Raw genomic sequence first — 22,640 nt, forward strand, 5'->3', positions numbered from 1 at the left:
GCCCGAACAGTCAATCGCGGGGAGCCGTTCAGTACGGCGATTCGGCCGAGGCGCGCAGGCGGGCGAGCAGGTCCCGGCCCTGTGGGCTGTCCGGGTCGAAGAACTGGCGTTCCAGGGCGGGCGGGACGGCCGGGCCGGTCAGCCGGATCTCGTGGCAGGAGAAGCAGAAGGCCGCTTCGAAGAGGGGGTCGAGCACGGTCTCGTCGTACGCCCTCACGGTCCAGCCGGGGTTGAAGCCGCAGCGGTGCTGTTCGCTGCCCGGCAGGGCGGCCAACAGCTCCAGCACCCTGCCGGCCTCGGGGTCGGCCCAGCCGCCGACGACCAGACCCGGGGCGGGCCAGGGCTCGGTGAGGCGGACCGTGGTGAGCAGGACGGTGGCGGCGACGGCCTCGGCGGGGAGCAGCATGCGCACAGCATCGTGCACGCCGCTCCCCGCCCGCAGGGGGTTACGCCGGCACCGGTTGCTTCGCCGGTTCGGGCGCGGTGGTCGGGCCGGCGGGCTCCGGGGCGGTGTTCAGGTCGGCCAGCATCCGCTTCGTGAAGCCGAAGAAGAACGTGGCGACGAAGCCCACCAGGTAGCCGACCGCCAGGCCGCCCGCGTAGACGGCGACGGTGACGCCCATGCCGGACTTGCCGTCCAGGAGGGGGAAGAGGGCCCAGCCCGAGGGGCCGATGGCGGTGGAGCCGAAGGTCATGCCGAGCTGGTTGAACAGACCCACGAAGGCCCCGCCCGCCGCGCCGCCGACGCACGCGGTGACGAACGGGCGGCCCAGCGGGAGGGAGACGCCGTAGATCAGGGGCTCCCCGACGCCCAGGAAACCGGCCGGGAGCGCGGACTTGATGGTGGCGCGGAGCGAACCGTTGCGCGGGAGACGGTAGTAGACGGCGATGGCCGCACCGACCTGGCCCGCGCCCGCCATGGCGAGGATGGGCAGCAGGACGGTGTAGCCGGACTGCTCGATGAGCGTGGTGTGGATGGGGATCAGGGCCTGGTGCAGGCCCAGCATCACCAGGGGGAGGAAGAGCCCGCCGAGGACCAGGCCCGCGAAGGCGCCGCCGGCGGCGAGCAGCCAGTTGGCGAAGGAGCCGATGGCGGCGGACGCCTCGCCGGCGAGGAACATCAGGCCGAAGAGGGTGACCAGGCCCGAGACCAGCACCGTGAGGGTGGGGGTGACCAGGACGTCCAGGGCCTCCGGCACCCGACGCCGGCACCACTTCTCGACCTGGACCGCGAGCAGCGCCGCCGCCAGCGCGCCGAGCACGCCGCCCTGGCCCGGCTTGAGTTCCTGCCCGAAGGCGGTGATCTTCGCGACCCCGGGGAAGACGATGATGGCGGCGACCGCACCGCCCAGGATCGCCGTGCCGCCGAACTCCTTGGCCGTGTTGTAGCCGACGAACACCGCGATCAGCGACATGAAGCCGGACGCGATCGCGGCGAGCGCCGGGACCAGGGCCGGGAGCCAACCGAAGTTGGTGAGCACGCCGTTCAGTCCCGCGATCACACCGCAGCCGATCAGGGCCGGGATCAGCGGGACGAAGATGTTCGCGATGCGGCGCAGGAACAGTTTGAAGGGGGTCGCGTTGCGGGCCTTGCGGGCCTCCTTGATGGCCGCGCCCTGGGCCTGGAGGTCCTCCGCCGTCACGGGGTGAGGGGAGGCCGCCGCCGAGCGGCCCTCCTCCACCAGCGCCTCGAACTCCGGGGTCACCCGGGCGACGGCGCCCGGGCCGAGCACGATCTGGTACGTGTCGTCCTCGACCACGCCCATCACGGCGGGCAGCGCCTTCAGGGCCTCGTCGGCGACGAGCGAGCGGTCGCGCAGGGCGATGCGCAGGCGGGTCATGCAGTGCGCGATCGAGGTGACGTTGTCCGGGCCGCCGACCAGGGGGAGGATCGCGGCGGCCGTGGCGCGGTGCTTGTCGGCGGGCGGCGGGGTGGGGGTGGTGGGCTCGGTGGGTTCAGTAGGCATCGTGGGGGTCGCCTTGCTGTCGGGGTGGGCCGGGGTGCCGGGGTGCCGGGGTGCCGGGGCGTCGGTCAGCGGGGTTCGTGGGGTTCGTGGGTGGTGGCGGCGGCGGACAGGGCGGCGCGGAGGTGGCCCCGGGAGGCGGCGAGGAGTTCGGCGGCCTCCTCGCCGTCGACCCCGCCGAGGATGACGAGGACGGCGTTCTTCACCTCGCCGCCGGTGGCGGTCAGCGCGGCCTCGATCTCCTCGTCGGGCGCGCCGGTGGCCAGGGACACGATCCGGCGCGCGCGGGCGCGCAGCTTCTCGTTCGACGAGCGCATGTCGACCATGAGGTTCCCGTAGGTCTTGCCCAGCCGGATCATCGTGATCGTCGAGATGAGGTTGAGTACGAGCTTCTGTGCGGTGCCCGCCTTCAGGCGGGTGGAACCCGTGAGCAGTTCGGGGCCGACGACCACCTCGATGCCGTGCTCGGCGGCGGCCGCGAGCGCGGAGCCGGCGTTGCAGGAGAGCCCGACGGTGAGCGCGCCGCGCGCCCGCGCGGCCTCGACGGCGCCGATCGCGTACGGGGTGCGGCCCGAGGCGGAGATGCCGACGACGGTGTCGTCCGGGCCGATGTCGAGCGCGGCGAGGTCGGCGGCGGCCGACTCGGCCGAGTCCTCGGCGCCTTCGACGGCCTTCACCATCGCGGAGGGGCCGCCCGCGATCAGGCCGACGACCTCGGACGGGTCGGTGTTGAAGGTGGGCGGGCACTCGCTGGCGTCCAGTACGCCCATCCGGCCGGCGGTGCCGGCGCCCGCGTAGACGAGCCGGCCGCCGCGTGCCATGCGTACGGCGATCGCGTCGACGGCGGCGGCGATCTGCGGCAGCCGCGCGGCGACGGCGGCCGGGACGGTGGCGTCTTCGGCGTTCATGGTGCGGGCGATGTCGAGGGTGGACAGCCGGTCGATCTCGGCGAGTTCGGGGCGGAAGGCCTCGGTGGTGAGGGTGGCGAGCTGGGCGCGGAGTTCGGCGTACGCGGTCACGGGGGTTCCTATCGGGCGGAGTGCCGGTGGGCGAGGGCCTCGTACGAGGAGGCGAGCGCGGGCGCGGCCCGCTCGTACGTCCGCTGCGCGACGGCGACGAACAGGCAGTCGACGACGAGGAGCTGGCTGGTGCGGCTGGACATGGCGGCCGGGCGCAGCGCGGTCTCCCGGGCGGCGGAGGTGGCGAGGACGTGGTCGGCGTAGTGGGAGACGGGTGCGCCGGGGCGGCCGGTGAGGGCGATGGTGGTGGCGCTGTGCGCGGGGGCGGTGCGGAGGAGGTAGGGAGGGGGTCGCTCACCTCGCCGGGCCGCTGCCGTCGACGGCTATGACGACGGTGGCGGCGGGGGCCGAGTCGGACTCCTGCTGCGCGGCGAGGGCGGCGGCCGGTGGGGCGGTCACGGGTCCGGCGGGGCGGTTTCCTGCGCCGGGGGCTGCTCCGCCAGCGGTGGGCGCGGCGGTCTGGGCTGTCAACGGGGTCTCCCTGGCAGGGGCGCCCGCGGCCCTGCCCACCGGCGGTGGGAGAAGGGTTTCCTTCGGCTTCTTGCGCACGCGTGAAATCTATTTTCAGGACCGGAGCGGGGCAAGGCGCCATAAGGCCATCGAAAAAGGACCTTCGCCACGGGCCTGCCGCGGGGCCACAATGGGCCCATGGACCACGCGACCCCCCTGGAACAGGCGCTGCATGTCGCCCGCGCGCTCGTGCTCGCCGATCTCGCCGCCGGCGAGGTCGCCGATGCCGATGTCGTCTCCCTCGTCGAGGACTCGGTCACGCACCGCCGGTGGTGGGTGGAGCAGTGGCCGGAGGGCGTCGACTACCTCGCCGGACTCGTCGCCCAGGACGTGCAGGACGCGCTGCTGGAGAAGTACGGCCGCTGGCCGCTGTGCCCGGTCTGCACCCACGGTGAACCGCACGCGCTGGACGTCGAGCCGGAGCTGGGACCCGACCCGCACTGGGTGTGTTCGGAGGCGGGCGTGAGGGTGGCGTCCGTCGGCGCCCTCGGGCCGGTCTTCCACCCGGGCCGGTGAGCCGCCGGTGACGCTCTACATCGACCCGCCGACCTGGCCGGGCCATGGGCGCATGTGGTCGCACCTGGTCAGCGACGTCTCGTACGAGGAACTGCACGCGTTCGCGGCGTCCATCGGCTGCCCGCCCCGCGCCTTCGAGCGCGACCACTACGACGTGCCCTCGCACCGCTACGCGGACGCGGTCGCGGCGGGCGCGGTGGAGATCGGCAGCAAGGAACTGGTCCGCCGCATCACCCAGGCCGGCCTGCGCCGCCCGAAGGGGCGGCCGGCGCCGATGCCGGGGCAGACCGGGCCGGCGGCTCCGGGACGGCGTTCGGCTGGGCCTGTGCCGGGAGCGACCACACGTGCTCCGGAGTCACGATCTTCGTGACCGTGTTGCCGATGAGGGAGCTCAGGTTGCCGAACTTCCCGTCGATGTCGGAGTTGACCACGATCACCATGGTGGTCCGGGCCTGCGGGAGCCGGACGGCGATCGTCTCGTAGCCGGGCAGCTCGCCGTTGTGGCCGATCCAGCCGTCGATGTCGGCGATGCCCAGCCCGTAGCGCACGTCCGGGTACCCGGTGGGGACCGTGCGCAGCCGCTGGGCCTGGGTGCCGGGCTCCAGCAGGCGGTCGCCGTCGGGGAGCCGGCCGTTCACCAGCGTCGGGACCCAGGTGTGCAGGTCGTCCATGGTGGAGATCATCGCGCCGGCGGCCCAGGCCCAGGACGGGTTCCAGGTGGAGGCGTCGACTGTGGTGCCGTCCGGGGTGAAGTTCGTGTAGCCGTGCGCGTACGGGCTCGGCATCGCGGAGCCGGTCGGCAGGGAGGTGTCGTCGAGGCCGGCCGGTTCGAGGACGTGCTCGTCCAGGTACGTGTGCAGGGGCTGTCCGGAGACCTTCTCGACGAGCAGGCCGAGGAGCACGGTGTTGGTGTTGCTGTACATCCAGCGGGCGCCGGGCGCGAACCGGGCCGGGTGCGCGAAGGCGATGTCGAGCAGTTGCTTCGGGGTCCAGGAGCGGTGCGGGTCGGCCTTGTAGGCGGCCAGCCAGGTCTTGTCCTGGGTGTAGTCGTACAGGCCGCTGCGCATCTCGGCGAGCTGACGGACCGTGATCCGGTCGCCGCCGGGCACGCCGGCGAGGTACGTGGAGATCGGCGCGTCGAGCCGTACCTTCCCCTCGTCGACGAGCCGGAGGACCCCGGTGACGGTGAAGGTCTTGGTGACGCTGCCGATCCGGGTGAAGAGCTCGGTCTTCATGGGGGTGCCGGCGGCCTTGTCGGCGGTGCCGAAGGCCCGCTCGTACGATCCGCCGCCGTCGACCCAGAGCCCGACCCCGACACCGGGGATGCCCGCCTCGCGCATGGTCGCCGTGATCGCGTCGTCGAGCTTCTCGGCGGTCGCGGGGTCGATGCCGGCCCGGCCGGGCGGGGCGGCGGGGGCCTGGCCGGCGCACAGCGCGGTCAGCAGCAGGGAGGCGGCGGCGAGGGCCGTGGTCGTCCGCGTCCTCGTCCGCGTCCTCGTCCCAGTTCTCGTCCCGGCCTTCGTCCCGGCATTGGTCCTCGTCCGGTACCGGGCCATCGGGGACCCCCTCTGACGCACGTCCCCGAGTGGTCCCTCCCATCGTAGGAAGGGCAGCTCGGGGCTGCGACCGGGCCGTCGTCAGGCGCGGGCGGGTTCCCCGGCCGGCTCCCCGGTGCGGCCCGGGGCCGGGCTCGCGGAGGCCACGACGCGAGTCGGGGTGGGCGTACGACGGTGCAGGCGCAGCGCGGCCAGGGTCAGGCCGATCGCGGTGACGGTCATGGCCGCGCCCGCCCAGGCGGTGGAGGCGAAGCCGAGGTCCGCGTCGATGACGGTGCCGCCGAGCCAGGGGCCGCCGGTGTTGCCCAGGTTGAAGGCGGCCGTGGTGGTGGCGCCCGCCAGGGTGGGGGCGGCGCCGGCGACGTTGAACATGCGGGCGTTGAGCGCGGGGGCGGTGAAGAAGGCCGAGACGCCGAGGAGGAAGGACAGGGTGATCGCCGCGGCGGCCGTGGAGGCGAGGAGGGCGAGGGCGGTGAGGAAGACGGTGGAGGCGGTGACGCCCCAGATCATCACGCCGAACAGGTGCGCGTCGGCGACCCGGCCACCGATGGTCGTGCCGACCAGGGCCCCGATCCCGAAGAGGCCGAGGATCCACGGCACCCACTTCGAGTCCAGCCCGGCCACGTCCGTGAGCAGCGGCGACAGGTAGCTGAAGGCGCAGAAGACGCCGCCCGCGGCGAGGGAGGTGATGCCGACGGCCAGCCACACCTGGCGGTCGCGGTAGATGCCCAGTTCGCGGCGGAGCGTGGGGCGCTCGGCGGGCAGCGGGATGCGCGGGATCAGCGCCAGGATGCCGGCCAGGGCGATCGCTGAGGCCGCGCCCACCGACCAGAACGCGGAGCGCCACCCCAGGTGCTCGCCGAGGAAGGCACCGGCGGGGACGCCGAGGACGTTCGCGATGGACAGGCCGCCGATCATGACGGCCATCGCGCGGGCCCGCTGGTCCTTGTCGACCATGGCGATGGCGACGGCCGCGCCGACGGCCCAGAAGCCCGCGCAGGCGAGGGCCGAGACGACGCGGGAGGCGAAGAGGAGCTCGTACGAGGGGGCCAGCGCGCCCGCGACCTGCCCGAGGCCGAAGAGGCTGATGAGGGCGACGAGCGTGGTGCGGCGCGGGAGCCGCAGGGTGGCGACGGCCAGCAGCGGTGCCCCGATGACCATGCCGATGGCGAAGGCGGATATGAGCAGGCCCGCCTGGGGGATGGTGACGCCCATGTCCTCGGCGATGGGTGGCAGCAGCCCGGAGAGCATGAACTCGCTGGTGCCGAGTGCGAAGACGGACAGTCCGAGGACGTAGACGGCCACGGGCATGCGGGTGCGGCCTGTGGGGCCCGCGGGGCTCGTGGGGCCCGTGGTGGCTGTCGGGGATTCGGTGCGTACGGGGTTCGGGGCATCAGCGGGCATGACTCACACCAACCGGTGTGAACGCGATCAAATTCCCCGCGGTAGTGAAAGCCCCTCCAGCTCGGCGGTGAGGTTGGCGCGGGCCGGGGCCTCCCAGTGCGCGGCGCCGTACGGGGTGCGGAAGAGCCGGGGCAGGTCGAGCAACTGGCGCAGGACTGCGGCGCGGCCGGTGCGGAAGGCCTCGGCGGGGACGAAGCCGTACTCCTCGCGGACGGCGGCCACGTACGCGGCGTAGGCGTCCGGGGCGCCGGCGAGCACGCCGAGGTCGGCGTCGCAGAGCACTTCGCCGTTGGTGTCGCCGGGGGCGGGGTCGTGGGTGACGGTGAGCCGGACCAGCCGGGCCACCTCGGCGGTGCGGGCGGCGTCCACGCCGAGCTCGGGCAGGGCGCGCTCGGCCATGGCGGCGCTGCGCTCCTCGTTCTCGGAGCGGTCGGGCCGGTAGACGGCGTCGTGGAACCAGGCCCCGAGCCGGACGGCGGCGGGGTCGGCGGCGTGCGGGGCCAGTACGTCGATCCGCGCGAGTACGTCGGCCAGGTGCGCGGTGGTGTGGTACCGGCGCTGGGGCTCCGCCCAGGCGGCGAGGAGCCGGTCGGCGTAGGGGGCGGGGTCGCGGTCGGGGGAGGCGCCGGCGGCGGCGACGGTGGCCTGCCAGTGCGCCCGGAGGGCGGGGGTGTCGTCGTGCGGGGTGCCTGTGTCCATGCGCACATTGTGCGGGTGGCGTGATTGTGCTGGTGGAGCGCGGGCGGAGACCCGTACCCTGATATTGGACTAGACCTATTTTCCATACCCGGACAACCGGACAACCGGACACCCGGACACCCGGACACTCGGACCTAAGGACGGCATCGAATGAGCAACCGTGCGCTCCTGGAGGTGATCGCCCTCGACGTGGAGGACGCGGTCGCGGCCCAGGCCGGTGGGGCGGACCGACTCGAACTGGTCACCGACATGGCCGCGGACGGGCTCACCCCGTCGCGCGAGACCTTCGCGGCGATCAGGGCGGCGGTCGACATCCCGCTGCGCGTGATGCTCCGCAAGGCGGACGGGTTCGCCGCGGGTGACGTCTCCGTGGTGGTGGAGGCGGCGCGGGAGCTGAGGGCGGAAGGCGCGCGGGAGTTCGTCCTCGGCTTCCTGAACCCTGACGGCACCCCGGACCTGACCGCGGTCGAGGCGGTGGTGGCGGAGCTGGACGGCTGCCGGTGGACCTTCCACCGGGCGATCGACCGCGCGGCGGACCGGGACGGGTTGCGCAAGGCGCTGGCGGAGCTGCCCGGGCTGGACACGTACCTGACGGCGGGCTCGGCGGCCGGGGTCGACGAGGGGCTGCCGGTGCTGCTCGCGGAGGCGGGGGCGGCGGGGCGGGGGGAGCCGGGGTACGGGCCGCGGATCCTCGTCGGCGGCGGGCTGACCCTGTCGCACCTGCCGGTGCTGCGCGCGGGCGGGGTCGACGCGTTCCACATCGGCGGTGCGGCGCGGCCCTCCGGGTGGGGCGGGCCGGTCTCGGCGGCGGCCGTCGCGGAGTGGCGCACCGCCCTGTCCTGACGGCCGGGCCCCCCGGGGCGCTGCCCCGCACCCCGCGCCTCAAACGCCGGCGGGGGCTGGATGAGCCTGCCCCCGCGCTGCCCGGCGCACCGCCGCTCCGGGGGCTCGGCCCCCGCACCCCCGCGCCTCAAACGCCGGCGAGGCTGGATGTGCCCGGGCCGGGCTGTCGCGCGCGGCGCCGCTTCCGGGGCTCCGCCCCGCGCCCCGCGCCTCAAACGCCGGAGGGGCTGGAATTGCCGCTGAGCGGCACACCAGCCCCGACAGGCACCACCCAGCCCCGCCGGCGTTTGAGGCGCGGGCGTGCCGGGGACGGGGCGGAGTCCCGGGGGTCAGGTCAGGGGGGCGGGCAACGGGGTCGCGTGGAGGACGGTGAGGCCCGAGACGGCTCGGGTGAGGCAGACGTACAGGCGGCGCAAGCCCGTCCGTTCGTCCGGCTCGCCGTCCACGATCGCCGCCGGCTCGTCCAGGACCACGTAGTCGTACTCCAGACCCTTCGCCAGCGAGGCGGGGACCAGGGTCAGGCGGGACTCGGCCGTGGTCTCCTCGCCGGGGGAGAGCCACACGAGGCCCGCCGCCCGCAGGGCCTCCGTCAGGGCCGGGATACGGGCGTCCGCCGCGATCAGGCCGATCGAGCCCTCGTGGGAGAGGGACGCGCGGCAGGCGTCCAGGACCGCCGCCGTGAGGTCGTCCGTCGGCGAGATGAGGAGCGAGCCCGGGGTCTCGCGGACCGACGAGACCGGCGCCAGCCCCGGTGAGATCGACGGCAGCAGCCGCGACGCGTACGCGATCACCTCGCGCGGCACGCGGAAGCCCGCCGTCAGCTCCTCGACCACCGCCGCCGGCTTGCCCAGGTGCGCGAGGGCCTCGTCCCAGCTGCGCGTGGCCCACGGGGTGGTGCCCTGCGCGAGGTCGCCCAGGACCGTCGCCGAGCCCGTCGTACAGCGTCGCCCCACCGCCCGGTACTGCATGGGGGAGAGGTCCTGGGCCTCGTCGACCACGACGTGGCCCAGCGAGTGGGTGCGCTCCACCAGGTCCGTCGCCTCGTCGATCAGGACCAGGTCCGCCGCCGACCACTTCGCCGACTTCACGCTGCGGAACGGCTTGGACCACAGGAGGAGCTTCTGTTCGTCCGCGGTGAGGACGTCCGCGGCGTGGAGCGCGAGGAACTCCGGGTCGGAGAGCAGGCGCAGCACCAGCTTCGCCGGCTCCACCGGCGGCCAGACCTCCTTGACCGCCGCCTTCACCGCCGCGTTGCGGGCCACCGAGTCCTGGACGCGGTCGTCCGGCGCCTCGCCCGCCTGCTCCATCCGCACCAGCACGGCGTGCGCGATCCGCTGCGGGAGCGCCTCGCGGGCCGCCCCGTAGCGGATGTCGCGGTTCTGGAGCTCCTCGACCATCTCGGCCAGCTCGTACGCAGGCACGCGCCAGCGCCGCGAACCGCGCACCACCATCAGCGCCTCGGTCGGCGCCGTCACGTGCGATTCGAGGGCGCGGCGCAGCACCTCCGCCATCCGGGCGTCGCCCTTGACCACGGCGGTCGCGGCGGCGTCCGTGCCGCGTACCTCCAGGCCGTCACGGGCCACCAGGTCGTCGACGGTGGCCTGCTTGACCTCCAGCTCGCCGAGGGCCGGCAGGACCTGCTCGATGTAGTGCAGGAAGGAACGGTTCGGACCGATCACGAGCGTGCCGGTGCGGGCGAGACGGTCGCGGTGCGCGTAGAGGAGGTACGCGACCCGGTGCAGGCCGACGGCCGTCTTCCCGGTGCCGGGGCCGCCCTGCACGCAGACGGAACCGGACAGGCCGGAGCGCACGATCTCGTCCTGTTCGGGCTGGATCGTCGCGACGATGTCACGCATCGGGCCGACGCGCGGGCGCTCGATCTCCTGCTGGAGGAGCTTGCTGACGGACGCGGACTCGGCCGGGTCGGAGAGGTGCTCGTCCTCGTACGCCGTGAGCTCTCCGCCGGTGTAGCCGAAGCGGCGGCGCAGGCCGATGTCCTGCGGGTCCTGCTTGGAGGCCCGGTAGAACGGCTGGGAGACCGGCGCGCGCCAGTCGATGACCATCGGGTCGCCGCCGGCGTCGTGGACGTGGCGGCGGCCGATGTAGAACTGCTCGCCCTCCGCGCCCTCGGCGAGCTCCGCGCCGGGTGCGTGCAGGTAGTCCAGGCGGCCGAAGAAGAGCGGCGTGTGGGAGAGGTCGGCGAGGGCCTTGATGCGGTCGTCGATCTGGGCCTGGAGGACGATGGCGTTGACCCAGTTCGCGGTGACGTCGCGGATGTCCAGGGCCTCCACGTCCTCGCGCATGGCGCGGAGCGCGGCGCGGGAGGCGGCGAGGTGCGAACGTTCGCGGGTCAGGGGGTTGACGACGGGGTCGGACTCGGGGGCGTGCGCGGGCACGGGACTGCCTCCAGCTGCTGGTGCGGAACAGTTGGCCCGCCGGTTTCCGTCCGGCGGGCGGCTCTCCCCGGTGGGGCGGTGGGAGGCGGCAAGAGCGGAGATTGTAGTCACCGCGGCGTGCGGGCGCGAACGGGTTTCGGGGGCCGGAAGTCCCTCGGGTACGGGACCTCCGTCCGGGTGAGGGGGCGGGGGCGTCAGCCTTTGGGGAGACCCACTAGGGGGTGCCATGCGCCCGGAGGAGGACCCCCGCGGCCTTGGGGTTCCGCCCGCAGGGCGATGTGCGGTGCCGGCCGGGGGCGCACCATGGATACATGAGCACCGCAACCTTCACCCCGATCCAGGGCGGCCGCCCGAGCGGCGCCACCGCCACCTCCACCGGCTCGCACCCCCGGCACTTCGTCGGCAATGCGCTGCGCGCGGCCAAGGTCTTCGCGGCGGCGGCCGTGAGTGTGGTGGTCCTTGGCGAGTACGGGGAGGATGCGGGCGTCCTCCGCCGGTGACCTCCCGGTCGGGGTGGCTGTCCGTTGGTCGGCTGCCGCGCCGCCGGTGACCTCCCGGTACGGGTGGCCGCTCGTCCGTCGGCTGCCGCGCCGCTGCCGGGGCTCCGCCCCGGACCCCGCGCCTCAAACGCCGGCGGGGCTGGGAATGCCGCTGTGTGGCACCCCGCCCCGCACCCTGCGCCTCAAACGCCGGCGGGGCTGGGAATGCCGCTGTGTGGCACCCCGCCCCGGACCCCGCGCCTCAAACGCCGGCGGGGCTGGGAATGCCGCTGTGTGGCACCCCGCCCCGGACCCCGCGCCTCAAACGCCGGCGGGGCTGGAACGTCAGTCGCCGGCCAGTAGTTCGTCCGCGTCCATGATTCGGTAGGCGTAGCCCTGTTCGGCCAGGAAGCGTTGGCGGTGGGCCGCGAAGTCCTGGTCGATCGTGTCGCGGGCGACGACCGAGTAGAAGCGGGCCTCGTGGCCGTCCGACTTCGGGCGCAGGACCCGGCCCAGGCGCTGTGCCTCCTCCTGCCGGGAGCCGAAGGTGCCCGAGACCTGGATGGCGACCGTCGCCTCCGGCAGGTCGATGGAGAAGTTCGCGACCTTCGAGACCACCAGCACGTTGATCTCGCCCTCACGGAAGGCGTTGAACAGCTTCTCGCGCTGCGCGTTCGACGTCTCGCCCTTGATGACGGGCGCGTCCAGGTGCTCGCCGAGTTCGTCGAGCTGGTCGATGTACTGGCCGATCACCAGCGTCTGTTCGCCCTTGTGCTTGCGCACCAGCGCCTCGGTGACCTTCCGCTTCGTCGCCGTCGTCGCGCAGAAGCGGTACTTCTCCTCCGTCTCGGCGGTCGCGTACGCGAGCCGCTCCGACTCGGTGAGGTTCACGCGGACCTCGACGCAGTCCGCCGGGGCGATGTAGCCCTGCGCCTCGATCTCCTTCCACGGGGCGTCGAACCGCTTCGGGCCGATGAGGGAGAAGACGTCCGACTCGCGGCCGTCCTCGCGGACCAGCGTGGCCGTCAGGCCGAGCCGGCGGCGGGCCTGGAGGTCGGCGGTGAACTTGAAGACCGGAGCCGGCAGCAGGTGCACCTCGTCGTAGACGATCAGGCCCCAGTCCCGGGAGTCGAAGAGCTCCAGGTGCGGGTAGACGCCCTTCCGCTTGGTGGTGAGGACCTGGTACGTGGCGATGGTGACGGGGCGGATCTCCTTGCGGGTGCCGGAGTACTCGCCGATCTCGTCCTCCGTCAGCGAGGTCCGCTTCACCAGCTCGTGCTTCCACTGGCGGGCCGAGACCGTGTTGGTGACGAGGATCAGCGTCGTCGCCTTGGCCATCGCCATGGCCCCGGCCCCGACCAGCGTCTTGCCGGCGCCGCAGGGCAGTACGACCACCCCGGAACCGCCGTGCCAGAAGCCCTCGACGGCCTGCTGCTGGTACGGCCGCAGCGCCCAGCCGTCCTCGGCCAGGTCGATCGGGTGCGCCTCGCCGTCCACGTACCCGGCGAGGTCCTCGGCCGGCCAACCCAGCTTGAGGAGGGTCTGCTTGATCTGGCCGCGCTCGGAGGGGTGCACGGCGACGGTGTCCGCGTCGAGCCGCGCCCCGACCAGCGGGGTGATCCGCTTGGACCGCAGGATCTCCTCCAGCACCGGCCGGTCCGTGCTGGTCAGGACGAGTCCGTGCACGGGGTGCTTGGAGAGGGTGAGACGGCCGTAGCGGGCCATGGTCTCGGCCACGTCGACGAGCAGCGCGTGCGGGACGGGGTAGCGGGAGAACTCGACGAGCGCGTCGACGACCTGCTCGGCGTCGTGCCCGGCGGCCCGGGCGTTCCAGAGGCCGAGGGGGGTGATCCGGTAGGTGTGGATGTGCTCGGGAGCCCGCTCCAGCTCGGCGAAGGGAGCGATGGCGCGGCGCGCGGCGCCGGCGAGCTCGTGGTCGACCTCCAGCAGGAGGGTCTTGTCGCTCTGGACGATGAGAGGCCCGTTCACGCACGTACCTTTCCGACGCGGGGCGGTCACCCGGGTGCGGGTGGCCAAACCTCCAGTCTGCCCTATCAGGGAGGAGCGGGGCGGCCGGGGCGTGTTAGCTTGCCCGGGCCAAAAGCGGATCATGGTCGACGGGGGACCTCATGGGAACGAGCGGGTACACATCGCGGACGGACGGCTTCCGAGTCGAGCGGGCCGGTGACAGTGCCGGTGTCGATGCCGCTGCCGACGGCGCGCTTCGGGACTGGCGTCACGTCCACAACCTGGTCGTGCCCACGGCCCCGCTCTCCCCGGACGAGGTGCGGGAGCGGGCCGGACGCAACCGGCTGGACGTCGCGTACCTCGGTGACGTGCTGGTGGGCTGCATGACGGTGCGCCCGGCGGCCGGCGAGGATCCGGTGGTGGTGATCGCGCGGGTGCTGCCCGAGCACCGGGGCCGTGGCCTCGGCGCGGCGCTGTACGAACACGGCCTGGCGCAGGCCCGGGAGTTCGGGGCCGCCACGGTCCGCACCGTGGTGCTGGAGAGCAATCCGGAGGGGCTGCGTTTCGCGCTCGCCCGGGGGTTCGTCGAGGTCGATCGCTACGTGCTGCCCGGGGACACCGTGGCCTTCGTCGACCTGGACCTGGACCTCGACCTCGCCCCCGCGGCGACCGCCTAGTCCGAGCGCAGACCGCGCAGCAGCAGGGCCAGGCCGCCGTCGAACTCCCGGTCCGGCGTGAGGGTCGGGGCTGCGCGCGCGGCCTCGGTCAGGTACGGGAACCGCTCCGGCGGGAGTTCGGCGATGGCGGCCGTGCCCGCGCCGGAGAGGGCGCCGAGGTGTTCCTGCTGGACCGCCCCGATCACGTACGCGAGCAGCGCGCGCAGGGCGATGATCCGCTCCTCGGGCCCGATGCCGGCTTCGCCGAGCACCCCGAGCAGCGTTTCGCCCCAGCCCATCACGCTCGGGGAGCGGTGGCGGTGGGTGAGGACCAGCGGCAGCACGGCCGGATGGGCGGCCACCGCGCCGCGGAGTCGGGCGACGAGTTCGGCGACCCGGTCCTGCCAGGGGCGGCCGGGGGCCGGTGGGGTGGAGTCGACCGCGCTGAGGACCAGTTCCACGACGAGGGCTTCGAGTTCCTCACGGTCCTGGACGTAGCGGTACAGGGCCATCGTGCTGATGCCGAGTTCCACGGCGACGGCGCGCATGGACAGGCCGGTGAGCCCGTCGCGGTCGATGACGGCGAGTGCCGCGGCGGCCAGCCGGGCCGGGGTGTGCGAGCGGGGTCGGGGCATGGTGGTTGACAGCGTACGGCATACGCCTACGCTGGTAGGTGTACGGCATACGCCTAACCAGGGGGTCCAGCTCCGATGAAGCTCTCCGTAGGTTCCGTAGTCCCCTCGCGCACCCTCACCGCGGTCGCGGACGGCGCGTCCGTCGCCGTCCCCGACCCGGACGCCGGGGCCGACCGGCTGATCCACCTCCAGTTCCGCCGGTTCGCGGGCTGCCCCGTCTGCCACCTGCACCTGCGTTCGGTCGTGCGCCGCCATGCCGAGATCGAGGAGGCCGGGATCCGGGAGGTCGTCGTCTTCCACTCCACCGCGGAGGAACTGCGCGAGCACGTCACCGGCTTCCCCTTCGCGGTGATCGCGGACCCCGACAAGCGGCTGTACGTCGAGTACGGCGTCGAATCGTCCTACCGTTCCCTGCTCGCCCCCCGCGCCTGGGGGCCGGTGCTGCGCGCCCTCACCCACGGTCTCTTGGAGATCGCGCGCGGCCGGGCGAAGGCGCCGTCGTTCTTCCCGGACGGCGGGCGCTACGGCCTCCCGGCGGACTTCCTCATCGCACCCGACGGGCAGGTCCTGGCCGCAGGGTACGGGGAACACGTCGACGACCAGTGGCCGGTGGAAAAGCTGCTGACGTTGGCGCGGGAGGTCCGTAGGGTCCGAACATGAGTGACCATCAGAAAGGCTTCGTGTCAGACGGGTTCGAGGTGCCGCGCGTGCTGGTCGGCGCCGGGTTCCGCCTGGAGCCGCTCGGGCCGCGGCACAACGAGCGGGACCTCGCCGCATGGAGCGGGAGCATCGAGCACGTCCGTGCCACGCCCGGATTCGTGGGGCGGGCGTGGCCGCCGCCGGAGGGGATGTCCGCCGAGGAGAACCTGGCGGATCTGGTGCGCCACGCGGAGGACTTCGCCGCGCGCCGAGGGTTCGCGTACAGCGTCCTGGACGGTGACGACGTCATCGGGTGCCTGTACGTCTGCCAGGGGAAGGACGCGCCCGAGCGGGTGAACGTCAGTTCCTGGGTGAGGGCCGACCGGGCGGCGCTCGACGCGGTCCTGTACGCGGCCGTCACGCGCTGGCTCGCCGAGGCGTGGCCGTTCGAGGGGGAGCGGATCGACTACGCGGCCCGGTGAGACGCCCGCGGGGCGGGTACGGAACGGCGCAGGGGCCCGGCACGTGGTGTGCCGGGCCCCTGCGGGGTGTCGGGACGGGTCAGCCCCGGACGGCCTTGCGGCGGCGGGCGCCGAGCCAGGCCGCGGCACCGCCGAGGCCGACGAGGACGACGGCCAGGCCGGAGTACAGGCCGGTGTTGGAGTCGGCGCCGGTGTGCGCGAGGGAACCGGAACCGCCGTTGCCCGTGGTGTGGGTGTTGCCGCCGGTGGTGGTGGTGGTGGTGGTGGTGGCGGACGCGGACGCGGAGGCCGAGGCCGACGCGGAGGGCGACGGGCTCGTCGACGGCTTCGTGGTGGCGGAGCCGCTCGGCGAGGGGGAGGGCGAGGTCGGGGTGGTGGCGGGCGCGACCTTGAACTTGGCCTGGGCGTCGACGAAGGGGTGGGTGTTGCCCTCGGCCAGCGCGGTCTCCGCGTACAGGGTGACCGTGCTCTCCTTCTTCAGCTTCGAGTTCGGACCGACCTTGGCGCGCAGGTGCACCTTGCGCTCGCCGGAGGCCTCGCCGAAGCCCTTCGGGATGTCGGCCAGCCGGTAGCCGTCCTTCGCGGACAGGTCCTTCCACTGGCCGTCGGTCTGGACCTGGAGGCGGATGTCGGCCTCTTCGGCGGAGGTGCCGTCCGAGAGGTTCATGGTCAGGTAGGTCGCCAGGGCCGTGCCGAACTCGCCGTCGCCCGTGGCGCGGTGGTGCAGGTCCATCTCGCGGCACTGCAGCTCGGCGGTCTTGTCCTGGCAGGGGTTGATCCGGTCGATCCAGGTCTCCAGGCTGCCCGGCTTGATGACCGGGTCCGTCTTGAAGATCAGGGTGCCTGCCTCGGTCACATCGGCGTCGTAGCTCGTGGCCTGCAACTTCAGGTCGCCGTCGTTGGTCGGGTAGCTCTTGCCGAGACCGATCGTGACCTTCCAGGTCAGCTTGCCGCCCGCCGGGACCTCGAAGGGCTCGCCCACCTTCTTGCCCGCCGGGTGGAAGATGCCCTGCCAGCCGCCGTCCTGCTGCCCGATGAAGGACTCCGTCGCGGGCGCGGTCACGCCCTCGACCTTGAAGAGGACGTCGGACTTCTGGAGCGGGCTCGCACCGGCCGGGGTGCCGAGGATCCACGGGTGGAAGGAGTGCGGCTGGTCCGAGGTGTTGGCGACGGTCAGCTCGAAGGTCTCGGCCGCTCCGCCGCGGGTCAGCGGGCCGCTCGGCGCCGGGGCACCCATCGTGATCTTCAGCGGGCGCTGGTTGCCGGTCTCGGCCGGGGCGGCGTACGCCGACAGCGGCATGAGGACGGTACCGGCGACGGCGACGGCGGTGGCGGCGGCGGCAGCGGTGGCGCGAGCGGACATGGTCGGATCCCCCCAAGGATTCACGGAAGGCAGGCGAGCGGCGCGGAGCCGCGGTGGCCGGCGAGGTGAAGAAGACGGTCGGGTGGCCGTGGCGGAGCGGCGGCCGGGTGGTGCGGGGTGTCGCTCTCGGGCCGGTCCTGATTCCCCTCGGCCGCTGCTGCGATGCACCGATCTTCACACATCGCGGATCGCTGTTCCATCGCCCGTCCGTCACTGCTCTGCAACAGGGAACGGAGCCGCTCTGACCTGCCAAAACGGGTGCCGTTGTTCCGCTTCTCGGGCGGCCGTCCCGCTACGCGCCCAGGTGCTCCAACGGGTCCGCCGGATACGGGGTCTCCACGGGCAGCAGGGCCCGCGCGGCGGCCGTCTCCCCGGACCGGACCAGGCCGTGGACCTCCCGTGCCAGCGGGGTGACATCGCGGATGGAGACCGTCCACTCGTCGGCGTAGGCGCGCGAGAACGGACCCGACAGACCCAGCTGGAGCGAGCGGTACGGGAGCGGGCCGAGGTGCAGGTCGCGCTCCGGGTCCCACTGGACGCGGGCGGAGGAGTCGCGCAGGGACCGCTTCCAGGCCTCGCGGTCGGTGTGCGTGCCGTGTTCGAAGTGGGACAGGCAGGCGTGGCGCAGCGCGTGGTCGAAGCCGGCGCGGGTGATCTCGACGGCCAGCACCGTCTCCTGGTCGGGCTTCGTGGCCCAGCCGCAGCGGTACATCATCCACAGGAACGAGGGCTTGATCCACGTCATGCGCTCGCGCTTCCAGGCGGCCGGGAAGCGGCCGTCGCGGGCGGCGGGGTCGCCGAGGTGGGGGGCGTAGGCCTGGTAGACGGTGACGGTGGTGTCGGTGTGCGCGGCGCGGATCTGGCGGGTGGGTACGGCTTGCATGCCGTTCAGAGTGCCGGGGCGCCTGCGGCGGGCGCGAGCCGTTTTCCGTGGCGGGCCGGTGCAGGGGGCGTGCCGGGCCCGTGCGGGGTTCGGGTAGGTGGGCCGGCGCGGCGCCGTTGCCGGGGCGCTGCCCCGGACCCCGCGCCTCAAACGCCGGCGGGGCTGGAGTCGCGTCGGGTCGGCGGGGCTGGAGTCGCGCCGGTGGGGCCGGATTCGCTAGAGGTGTTCCTCCGCCAGTTCAGCCACGCCCGTGATGCGGTGCAGGGCGTACGTGCGGACCTCGTCCGCCGTGTGGTCATAGCCCGTCACGAAGCCGCCCTCCACTCGGACCGGGGCGATGACCCGCTGGCTGGCCGCGCCCTCCGCGTTCACGTAGCCGATCCACACCGCCGACCCGGTCAGGGCCGCCGCCTGCACCGTCGCCAGGGTCTCCGCCGCGCTCGTGCGCGGGAGTTCGCCGGGGGCCACCGATGCGGACTCCGCCGACGCCGGCTCCTTGCGGACCGCCGTCGCCGCCACGTCGCCCGCGCGGATCGCCCGTACGGCCGCGCCGAGCAGCGTCTCGTCCGGGACCGGCGGGCCGTCCGGCACCGGTACGGGCGCCTGCCGGTCCGGGGTGCGGTGGGCGTCCGCGCGGGCCACCAGGACGTCGCCGGTACGGGATTCAGCCGCGGGGGCGTAGCCCATCGCCCGCAGACCGTCGAGCAGCGCGGTCGGTTCGGCCTGGGCCGCCAGCACGGTCGGGGCGAGCCGGCGCAGGCCCAGCCCGGCCGAACGCTTGTCGGCCAGGATCTCGTTCAGCATGCCGTCGTCGTCGCAGCGCACGTACGAGGACGCCGCCCCGACGCGCAGGTGCCCGTGGCGCCGGGCCACGTCGTCGATCAGGTACGCGAGCGGTTGCGGCACCGGCGTGATGCTGTGCTCGGCGAGGAAGGCGTGCAGGTCGACCGCGGTCCGCCCGGCGTCCAGCGCACGGCGTACCGACCCCGGCGTGAAGCGGTACACGGTCGCCCCGCCCTTGGACTCCACGTCCGCCAGCACCGCCAGCACCTCGGCGAGCGGGCGCCGCAGCGGGCCCGGGGCGACCGCCGTCAGGTCGGCTTGGAGGAGGACGTGGTCCACCGGCTCGGGCAGGAGCGGCGCCAGCAGGGGTGCGGGGTCGGAGTGCGCGAGCAGGGCGCGACCCGGCCCGGAGAGCGCGCCGCGGCCGGTGACGCCCAGGACCTCCGCGTCGGCCAGCGTCCACCGCGCGAGGCGGGCGCGCAGCTCGCTCGTACCGCGCACGGGACGCTCCCACGCGAGGCGGGCCAGGACCGCCTCCGGGTCGGCGGAGGCGCCCTCCGGCAGGTCGGCGAGGAGTTCGAGGACCCGCCGGCGCACCTCGGGGGCGCCGGAACGGTCGAGTTCGGGGCCCAGCGCCGACAGGGTGCGGCCCTTGGCGTCCTGCTCGCCGACCAGACCGGGCGTCCGGGTCGCCGGCAGCCACGCCGTCACGAGCACCGACCACCGCTCCGCGGGCGGCAGTTCGCACCAGTCGTCGAAGGCGGGCGTGGGCGCGTACCGCTCGTCGGCCTCGCCGTCACTGGCCAGCAGGCCCGCCGCGTAGGCGAGTTCGATCCAGAACGCGGCCTGCGGCTCGGCCGCGTCGAGGGCGACCGCCGTCCGCTTCAGGTCCCGTACGGACAGCCCGCCCGCGCGCAGCACCGGCGGACCGGCGTGCTCCCAGGACTTGACCAGTTCCTCGACGGTGGACAGCGCGGCCAGCGCCTGCCCGGCCGCGTTCGCGTCCACAAGCTGTGGACGGTGCTCGCGGTGCGCGGGCACCGCCGGGGCCACCGGCTCCACGGACCGGTGCGCGAGCCCGCCGCGCAGGTGCAACGCCACCTCGCGGGGCAGCACCACCGTCCGCGCCGACGCGGGCAGCAGCAGCCCCCGATCGCGCAGCCAGCGCACCGGAACCGTCGGATTCGGCGTCACCTCGCCGTACGGAGGACCCCAGACGAGCCGGCCCAGCACCTGGTGCGCCTCCGCCGGAGCGTCGTCCAGCAGCCGCGACATCCGCTGCCGGTCGGTGAACAGGGCCGTCAGCGCCGTCACCGCCGACACCGGGTCGTGGGTGGCGGGCAGCCCGGCGGCCGCCACGATCTCCTGGATCCGCGTCGGCGACATCCCGGCCGTGGCCTCGGAGACCGTGGGGCCCAGGCCCGTCGGGGAGGGCCGCTGCGCGGACGGCGCGAGCAGCTCGCGGGCGGTGCGGACCAGCCGCAGCCGCTCGTCGTCACCCCACACCAGGGCCTGGTCGCGCAGGGTGCCCAGCGCACGGGGGAGCGCGACCCGGGCCCGCTCGCCGTCGCCTTCGCCTTCCGGCTCGCCGCCGGTGAGCAGAGCCTCCAGTACCTCGTAAGGGCACGGTTCGGGGGCCACCGCGAGGGCCTCGGCGGTCTGCAGCGCGAACCGGTCGAGGCGGTCGAGCGCCCGCACCACGGAGGCCCGCGTCCCGGCCCGGGTGGCCAGCTGCGTCACGTCGCCGGGTACCGGGCTGAGCAGGTCCGGGCGGGCGTGGAGCAGCGCGGCGAGCGCCGCGTCGTCGCGGGCACGGAGCGCCTCGGCCAGGGAGCGGGGGAGGGCGCTTCCGCCGGTTGCCCCTGCTGCTCCCGTTGCTCCCGCAGTGCTTGCGTCGGGCACGGTCGCCTCCTCGTCGCGTCGGCCGGTCGGTCGGGTGGGCGGTCGGTCGCCCAGTGCGTCGGCCGGCTCGCCCCCATCCGGCCAACGGTATCCGTTGCGCCCACGGCCGCTCCACGGGCGCACGCGCTACCTTTCGGGCAGCGGGATTGGGAGGAGCCGGGGCATGGGGATCGAAAGCGACCATCTGGTCTACGAATATCTGAGCCGCGTCGGGGACTTGGCGCAGCGCCGACAGCTTTCCTCCGGCGACCGGATGAGGCTCGTGGCGGGGCTGCGGGACGAGATCGACAACCGGCGCGCCAAGTACGACCCGGACACCCCGGCCGCTGTGCGCCGCATCCTGGAACGGCTCGGGACCCCGGAGGAGGTCTTGGACAGGTTGGGGACGGGGACGGGGTCGAGTTCCGGTTCCGGTTCTGTCTCTGCTCCTGCTTCTTCCGTCGCCCCCGTCGCTGCCCCGGCGGTACCGGTCCAGCGGGGCCCCGGCCTGCTGCGCCGCAAGGGCGCGCCGCCGCAGCGGCCCGTGGCCGAGCCGCAGAACGTGCCGCCGCACCTGGCGGGCCTCGACGAGCTCGGCCCGTCCGACGGAGCCGAGCCCGACTGGTGGCGGGTGGCGCCGAGTGCGTACGGGCGGGGGCCGCAGGTCGAGGGGTTCGCGGGCGGCATCGAGATCCCGGACCTCTTCAAGGAGGGGCAGGAGGAGGACGAGGCCGCTGCCGACGCCTCCGCCGGCCCGAAGACCCAGGCGGGCGGGGCGGGCGGGGCGGGGGAAGGGCGCGGGCAGACCCTCGTACGGTTCCTGCGCGACAAACGGCGCGCCAAGCGCGAGGCCGCGGCGGCGGAGCCGGCCGCGGAGGAGACCCCGGCCGCCCGGCCGCGCCCGAACGCCTTCCTCCTGCTGGCCGCGGCCGTGCTGCTCGCGGGGGTGATCAGCGGCTACTGGCTGCTGCTGGTCGTCGGCTGGCTCCTGCCGTACGCGTCGAGGGCCCTGGGCCCCGCCGAACGGAAGTGGACCGTCTTCGGCCCGCCGGGCGTGGTGCTGACGGGAGCGGTGGTGTGGGTGTGGGGCCGCATGAACGGCCGCTGGGGCGAGGCCCTGCCGGAGGACCAGCTGAGCACGGCTCTGCAGGGCATGTGGCCCTGGCTCCTGAGGGGCGCGGGCATCGCCTCGGCGGCGTACCTGGTGTGGCGGGCACGGAGGCGATAGGGGTCGGGCGGGCCGGGCGGAGATGTTCGACCCGGCTCCGACCCAGCGGTCATCACCCTGCAGATGTCGACCACAAGAGCCCCGGCGGGGGGAAGGGCGCGTCGGATCCCTACGCGCTCCTCGACGACGGGGGCTGTCAGCTCTTTTCGGGCTGCTTCCATTCCTGGACGAGCAGTCCGAGCAGGACCTCGTCCAGGAACTCGCCGAGGACCCACGCCGAGGAGCGGAGGACGCCCTCGCGGACGAAGCCGTTGCGCTCGGCGGAGCGCAGCATCGCGTGGTTGTCCGCGAGGGTCTCGATCTGCAGTCGCTGGAGGCCGCGTACGACGAATCCGTAGTGGCACAGCACGGCGACCACGTCGGTGCCGTAGCCCTTGCCACGGGCGGACGGCAGCAGACCGAGCCCGATGTGGGCGGACCGGTTGTGGTTGTCGATCCCCCACAGCGTCGCGGAGCCGACCAGCGTGCCGCCTTCGAGTTCCACGACGGAGAACGGGACGTGCCCCTGCTCCTTGTCGTCCGGGAAGAGCCGTGGGTCCTTCGAGCCGGGAGTGATCGGCCGCCACGGGCCGCTCTCGGCGCGTGAGCCGTTGACCACGTCGTCGTAGAGCTCGGTCCGCAGGATCGGGATGTCTTCCTCGTGCCGGGCCCTGAGCCCGACCTTGCCGCCTCGAAGCATGCGATGTTCCTACCCGGCCGAGCCGGGCGTGGGCAAACCAATAAGCGGTCTGCCCCG

General features: G+C 73.9%; 21 protein-coding genes and 2 pseudogenes. 8 read left to right on the forward strand and 15 right to left on the reverse strand.

Annotation, left to right across the window (positions count from 1 at the left end; all coding sequences use genetic code 11):
* Positions 1 to 28 precede the first annotated feature (28 nt).
* The 5 genes and pseudogenes from ACFYYJ_RS25545 to ACFYYJ_RS25565 form a co-directional block, all read right to left on the reverse strand.
* Positions 29 to 406, reverse strand: coding sequence for a hypothetical protein (locus tag ACFYYJ_RS25545; protein WP_385366215.1), 378 nt, complete (start codon positions 404 to 406; stop codon positions 29 to 31).
* Positions 407 to 446: 40 nt separating this feature from the next.
* On the reverse strand, positions 447 to 1,967 hold the full coding sequence (locus ACFYYJ_RS25550) for a PTS transporter subunit EIIC (protein WP_389135723.1): 1,521 nt from the start codon (positions 1,965 to 1,967) through the stop codon (positions 447 to 449).
* Positions 1,968 to 2,032: 65 nt separating this feature from the next.
* A complete protein-coding gene (murQ, locus tag ACFYYJ_RS25555) occupies positions 2,033 to 2,983 on the reverse strand; it encodes an N-acetylmuramic acid 6-phosphate etherase (RefSeq protein WP_389135725.1) in 951 nt (316 codons plus the stop codon).
* Between the two features lie 8 nt (positions 2,984 to 2,991).
* Positions 2,992 to 3,258, reverse strand: a pseudogene (locus ACFYYJ_RS25560) (MurR/RpiR family transcriptional regulator); the annotation flags it as partial.
* Between the two features lie 19 nt (positions 3,259 to 3,277).
* Positions 3,278 to 3,454: a hypothetical protein gene (locus tag ACFYYJ_RS25565; protein ID WP_385132227.1), complete on the reverse strand. Its 177-nt coding sequence runs from the start codon at positions 3,452 to 3,454 to the stop codon at positions 3,278 to 3,280.
* 177 nt (positions 3,455 to 3,631) lie between these two features.
* Between ACFYYJ_RS25565 and ACFYYJ_RS25570 the strand changes: the two genes are divergently transcribed.
* Entirely contained in the window at positions 3,632 to 4,009 is a 378-nt protein-coding gene (locus ACFYYJ_RS25570; protein WP_384592411.1) for a hypothetical protein, read from the forward strand.
* Between the two features lie 7 nt (positions 4,010 to 4,016).
* Positions 4,017 to 4,283, forward strand: a pseudogene (locus ACFYYJ_RS25575) (DUF4031 domain-containing protein); the annotation flags it as partial.
* Here ACFYYJ_RS25575 and ACFYYJ_RS25580 read toward each other — a convergent pair.
* From ACFYYJ_RS25580 to ACFYYJ_RS25590, 3 genes are all read right to left on the reverse strand, one after another.
* Positions 4,240 to 5,565 (reverse strand): serine hydrolase domain-containing protein, encoded by a 1,326-nt coding sequence (locus ACFYYJ_RS25580; RefSeq protein WP_389135729.1) that lies wholly within the window; start codon positions 5,563 to 5,565, stop codon positions 4,240 to 4,242. The pseudogene ACFYYJ_RS25575 and the gene ACFYYJ_RS25580 overlap by 44 nt on opposite strands.
* Before the next feature lie 81 nt (positions 5,566 to 5,646).
* A complete protein-coding gene (locus ACFYYJ_RS25585) occupies positions 5,647 to 6,876 on the reverse strand; it encodes a Cmx/CmrA family chloramphenicol efflux MFS transporter (RefSeq protein WP_385132241.1) in 1,230 nt (409 codons plus the stop codon).
* Between the two features lie 120 nt (positions 6,877 to 6,996).
* Positions 6,997 to 7,668: a hypothetical protein gene (locus tag ACFYYJ_RS25590; protein ID WP_389135732.1), complete on the reverse strand. Its 672-nt coding sequence runs from the start codon at positions 7,666 to 7,668 to the stop codon at positions 6,997 to 6,999.
* A gap of 150 nt (positions 7,669 to 7,818) precedes the next feature.
* Here ACFYYJ_RS25590 and ACFYYJ_RS25595 point away from each other — a divergent pair, with 150 nt between their 5' ends.
* On the forward strand, positions 7,819 to 8,511 hold the full coding sequence (locus ACFYYJ_RS25595; protein ID WP_385132235.1) for a copper homeostasis protein CutC: 693 nt from the start codon (positions 7,819 to 7,821) through the stop codon (positions 8,509 to 8,511).
* Between the two features lie 329 nt (positions 8,512 to 8,840).
* On the opposite strand, the gene ACFYYJ_RS25600 is transcribed toward ACFYYJ_RS25595, so the two are convergent.
* On the reverse strand, positions 8,841 to 10,907 hold the full coding sequence (locus tag ACFYYJ_RS25600) for a HelD family protein (RefSeq protein WP_385132074.1): 2,067 nt from the start codon (positions 10,905 to 10,907) through the stop codon (positions 8,841 to 8,843).
* Between the two features lie 311 nt (positions 10,908 to 11,218).
* Here ACFYYJ_RS25600 and ACFYYJ_RS25605 point away from each other — a divergent pair, with 311 nt between their 5' ends.
* Entirely contained in the window at positions 11,219 to 11,407 is a 189-nt protein-coding gene (locus tag ACFYYJ_RS25605) for a hypothetical protein (protein ID WP_385364451.1), read from the forward strand.
* A 324-nt stretch (positions 11,408 to 11,731) separates the two neighbouring features.
* Here ACFYYJ_RS25605 and ACFYYJ_RS25610 read toward each other — a convergent pair whose 3' ends face one another.
* The gene (locus ACFYYJ_RS25610) at positions 11,732 to 13,375 is read right to left on the reverse strand and encodes a DNA repair helicase XPB (RefSeq protein ID WP_385132079.1); all 1,644 of its coding nucleotides are present in this window, start codon (positions 13,373 to 13,375) and stop codon (positions 11,732 to 11,734) included.
* Between the two features lie 140 nt (positions 13,376 to 13,515).
* On the opposite strand from ACFYYJ_RS25610, the gene ACFYYJ_RS25615 reads away from it, so the two are divergent.
* Positions 13,516 to 14,031 (forward strand): GNAT family N-acetyltransferase, encoded by a 516-nt coding sequence (locus ACFYYJ_RS25615; RefSeq protein ID WP_389135738.1) that lies wholly within the window; start codon positions 13,516 to 13,518, stop codon positions 14,029 to 14,031.
* Here the strand turns inward: ACFYYJ_RS25615 and ACFYYJ_RS25620 are convergent.
* Complete coding sequence (locus ACFYYJ_RS25620) at positions 14,028 to 14,645, reverse strand: TetR/AcrR family transcriptional regulator C-terminal domain-containing protein (RefSeq protein ID WP_385364447.1); 618 nt, start codon at positions 14,643 to 14,645, stop codon at positions 14,028 to 14,030. The two genes, ACFYYJ_RS25615 and ACFYYJ_RS25620, sit on opposite strands and share 4 nt — an antisense overlap.
* Positions 14,646 to 14,720: 75 nt before the next feature.
* Here ACFYYJ_RS25620 and ACFYYJ_RS25625 point away from each other — a divergent pair, with 75 nt between their 5' ends.
* On the forward strand, positions 14,721 to 15,305 hold the full coding sequence (locus ACFYYJ_RS25625) for a peroxiredoxin-like family protein (RefSeq protein WP_389135741.1): 585 nt from the start codon (positions 14,721 to 14,723) through the stop codon (positions 15,303 to 15,305).
* Positions 15,302 to 15,766 carry an N-acetyltransferase gene (locus tag ACFYYJ_RS25630; protein ID WP_389135744.1) on the forward strand — a complete coding sequence of 155 codons (465 nt, stop codon included), beginning with the start codon at positions 15,302 to 15,304 and terminating at the stop codon, positions 15,764 to 15,766. Before ACFYYJ_RS25625 ends, ACFYYJ_RS25630 begins: the two co-directional genes overlap by 4 nt.
* 79 nt (positions 15,767 to 15,845) lie before the next feature.
* On the opposite strand, the gene ACFYYJ_RS25635 is transcribed toward ACFYYJ_RS25630, so the two are convergent.
* The 3 genes from ACFYYJ_RS25635 to ACFYYJ_RS25645 all read right to left on the reverse strand — a co-directional run bounded on the left by ACFYYJ_RS25635 (position 15,846) and on the right by ACFYYJ_RS25645 (position 20,625).
* A complete protein-coding gene (locus tag ACFYYJ_RS25635; RefSeq protein WP_389135747.1) occupies positions 15,846 to 17,129 on the reverse strand; it encodes an LPXTG cell wall anchor domain-containing protein in 1,284 nt (427 codons plus the stop codon).
* A gap of 292 nt (positions 17,130 to 17,421) precedes the next feature.
* Entirely contained in the window at positions 17,422 to 18,012 is a 591-nt protein-coding gene (locus ACFYYJ_RS25640; protein WP_385132094.1) for a DUF4291 domain-containing protein, read from the reverse strand.
* 216 nt (positions 18,013 to 18,228) lie between these two features.
* A complete protein-coding gene (locus ACFYYJ_RS25645; protein WP_385132122.1) occupies positions 18,229 to 20,625 on the reverse strand; it encodes a helicase C-terminal domain-containing protein in 2,397 nt (798 codons plus the stop codon).
* 235 nt (positions 20,626 to 20,860) lie between these two features.
* Between ACFYYJ_RS25645 and ACFYYJ_RS25650 the strand changes: the two genes are divergently transcribed.
* Complete coding sequence (locus ACFYYJ_RS25650) at positions 20,861 to 21,904, forward strand: hypothetical protein (protein ID WP_389135750.1); 1,044 nt, start codon at positions 20,861 to 20,863, stop codon at positions 21,902 to 21,904.
* 136 nt (positions 21,905 to 22,040) lie between these two features.
* Here ACFYYJ_RS25650 and ACFYYJ_RS25655 read toward each other — a convergent pair whose 3' ends face one another.
* Positions 22,041 to 22,583 (reverse strand): GNAT family N-acetyltransferase, encoded by a 543-nt coding sequence (locus tag ACFYYJ_RS25655; protein WP_385132099.1) that lies wholly within the window; start codon positions 22,581 to 22,583, stop codon positions 22,041 to 22,043.
* Between the last annotated feature and the right edge of the window lie 57 nt (positions 22,584 to 22,640).

The sequence above is a fragment of the Streptomyces sp. NPDC002467 genome, from assembly GCF_042889825.1.
Lineage (GTDB): Bacteria > Actinomycetota > Actinomycetes > Streptomycetales > Streptomycetaceae > Streptomyces.

Excerpts from the sequence above, each read along its gene's own strand:
- ACFYYJ_RS25545 (WP_385366215.1), bottom strand. The coding sequence starts at position 406 with ATGCTGCTCCCCGCCGAGGCCGTCGCCGCCACCGTCCTGCTCACCACG.
- ACFYYJ_RS25550 (WP_389135723.1), bottom strand. The coding sequence starts at position 1,967 with ATGCCTACTGAACCCACCGAGCCCACCACCCCCACCCCGCCGCCCGCC.
- ACFYYJ_RS25570 (WP_384592411.1), top strand. The coding sequence starts at position 3,632 with ATGGACCACGCGACCCCCCTGGAACAGGCGCTGCATGTCGCCCGCGCG.
- ACFYYJ_RS25580 (WP_389135729.1), bottom strand. The coding sequence starts at position 5,565 with ATGGCCCGGTACCGGACGAGGACCAATGCCGGGACGAAGGCCGGGACG.
- ACFYYJ_RS25585 (WP_385132241.1), bottom strand. The coding sequence starts at position 6,876 with ATGCCCGTGGCCGTCTACGTCCTCGGACTGTCCGTCTTCGCACTCGGC.
- ACFYYJ_RS25590 (WP_389135732.1), bottom strand. The coding sequence starts at position 7,668 with ATGGACACAGGCACCCCGCACGACGACACCCCCGCCCTCCGGGCGCAC.
- ACFYYJ_RS25595 (WP_385132235.1), top strand. The coding sequence starts at position 7,819 with ATGAGCAACCGTGCGCTCCTGGAGGTGATCGCCCTCGACGTGGAGGAC.
- ACFYYJ_RS25605 (WP_385364451.1), top strand. The coding sequence starts at position 11,219 with ATGAGCACCGCAACCTTCACCCCGATCCAGGGCGGCCGCCCGAGCGGC.
- ACFYYJ_RS25615 (WP_389135738.1), top strand. The coding sequence starts at position 13,516 with ATGGGAACGAGCGGGTACACATCGCGGACGGACGGCTTCCGAGTCGAG.
- ACFYYJ_RS25620 (WP_385364447.1), bottom strand. The coding sequence starts at position 14,645 with ATGCCCCGACCCCGCTCGCACACCCCGGCCCGGCTGGCCGCCGCGGCA.
- ACFYYJ_RS25625 (WP_389135741.1), top strand. The coding sequence starts at position 14,721 with ATGAAGCTCTCCGTAGGTTCCGTAGTCCCCTCGCGCACCCTCACCGCG.
- ACFYYJ_RS25630 (WP_389135744.1), top strand. The coding sequence starts at position 15,302 with ATGAGTGACCATCAGAAAGGCTTCGTGTCAGACGGGTTCGAGGTGCCG.
- ACFYYJ_RS25635 (WP_389135747.1), bottom strand. The coding sequence starts at position 17,129 with ATGTCCGCTCGCGCCACCGCTGCCGCCGCCGCCACCGCCGTCGCCGTC.
- ACFYYJ_RS25640 (WP_385132094.1), bottom strand. The coding sequence starts at position 18,012 with ATGCAAGCCGTACCCACCCGCCAGATCCGCGCCGCGCACACCGACACC.
- ACFYYJ_RS25650 (WP_389135750.1), top strand. The coding sequence starts at position 20,861 with ATGGGGATCGAAAGCGACCATCTGGTCTACGAATATCTGAGCCGCGTC.
- ACFYYJ_RS25655 (WP_385132099.1), bottom strand. The coding sequence starts at position 22,583 with ATGCTTCGAGGCGGCAAGGTCGGGCTCAGGGCCCGGCACGAGGAAGAC.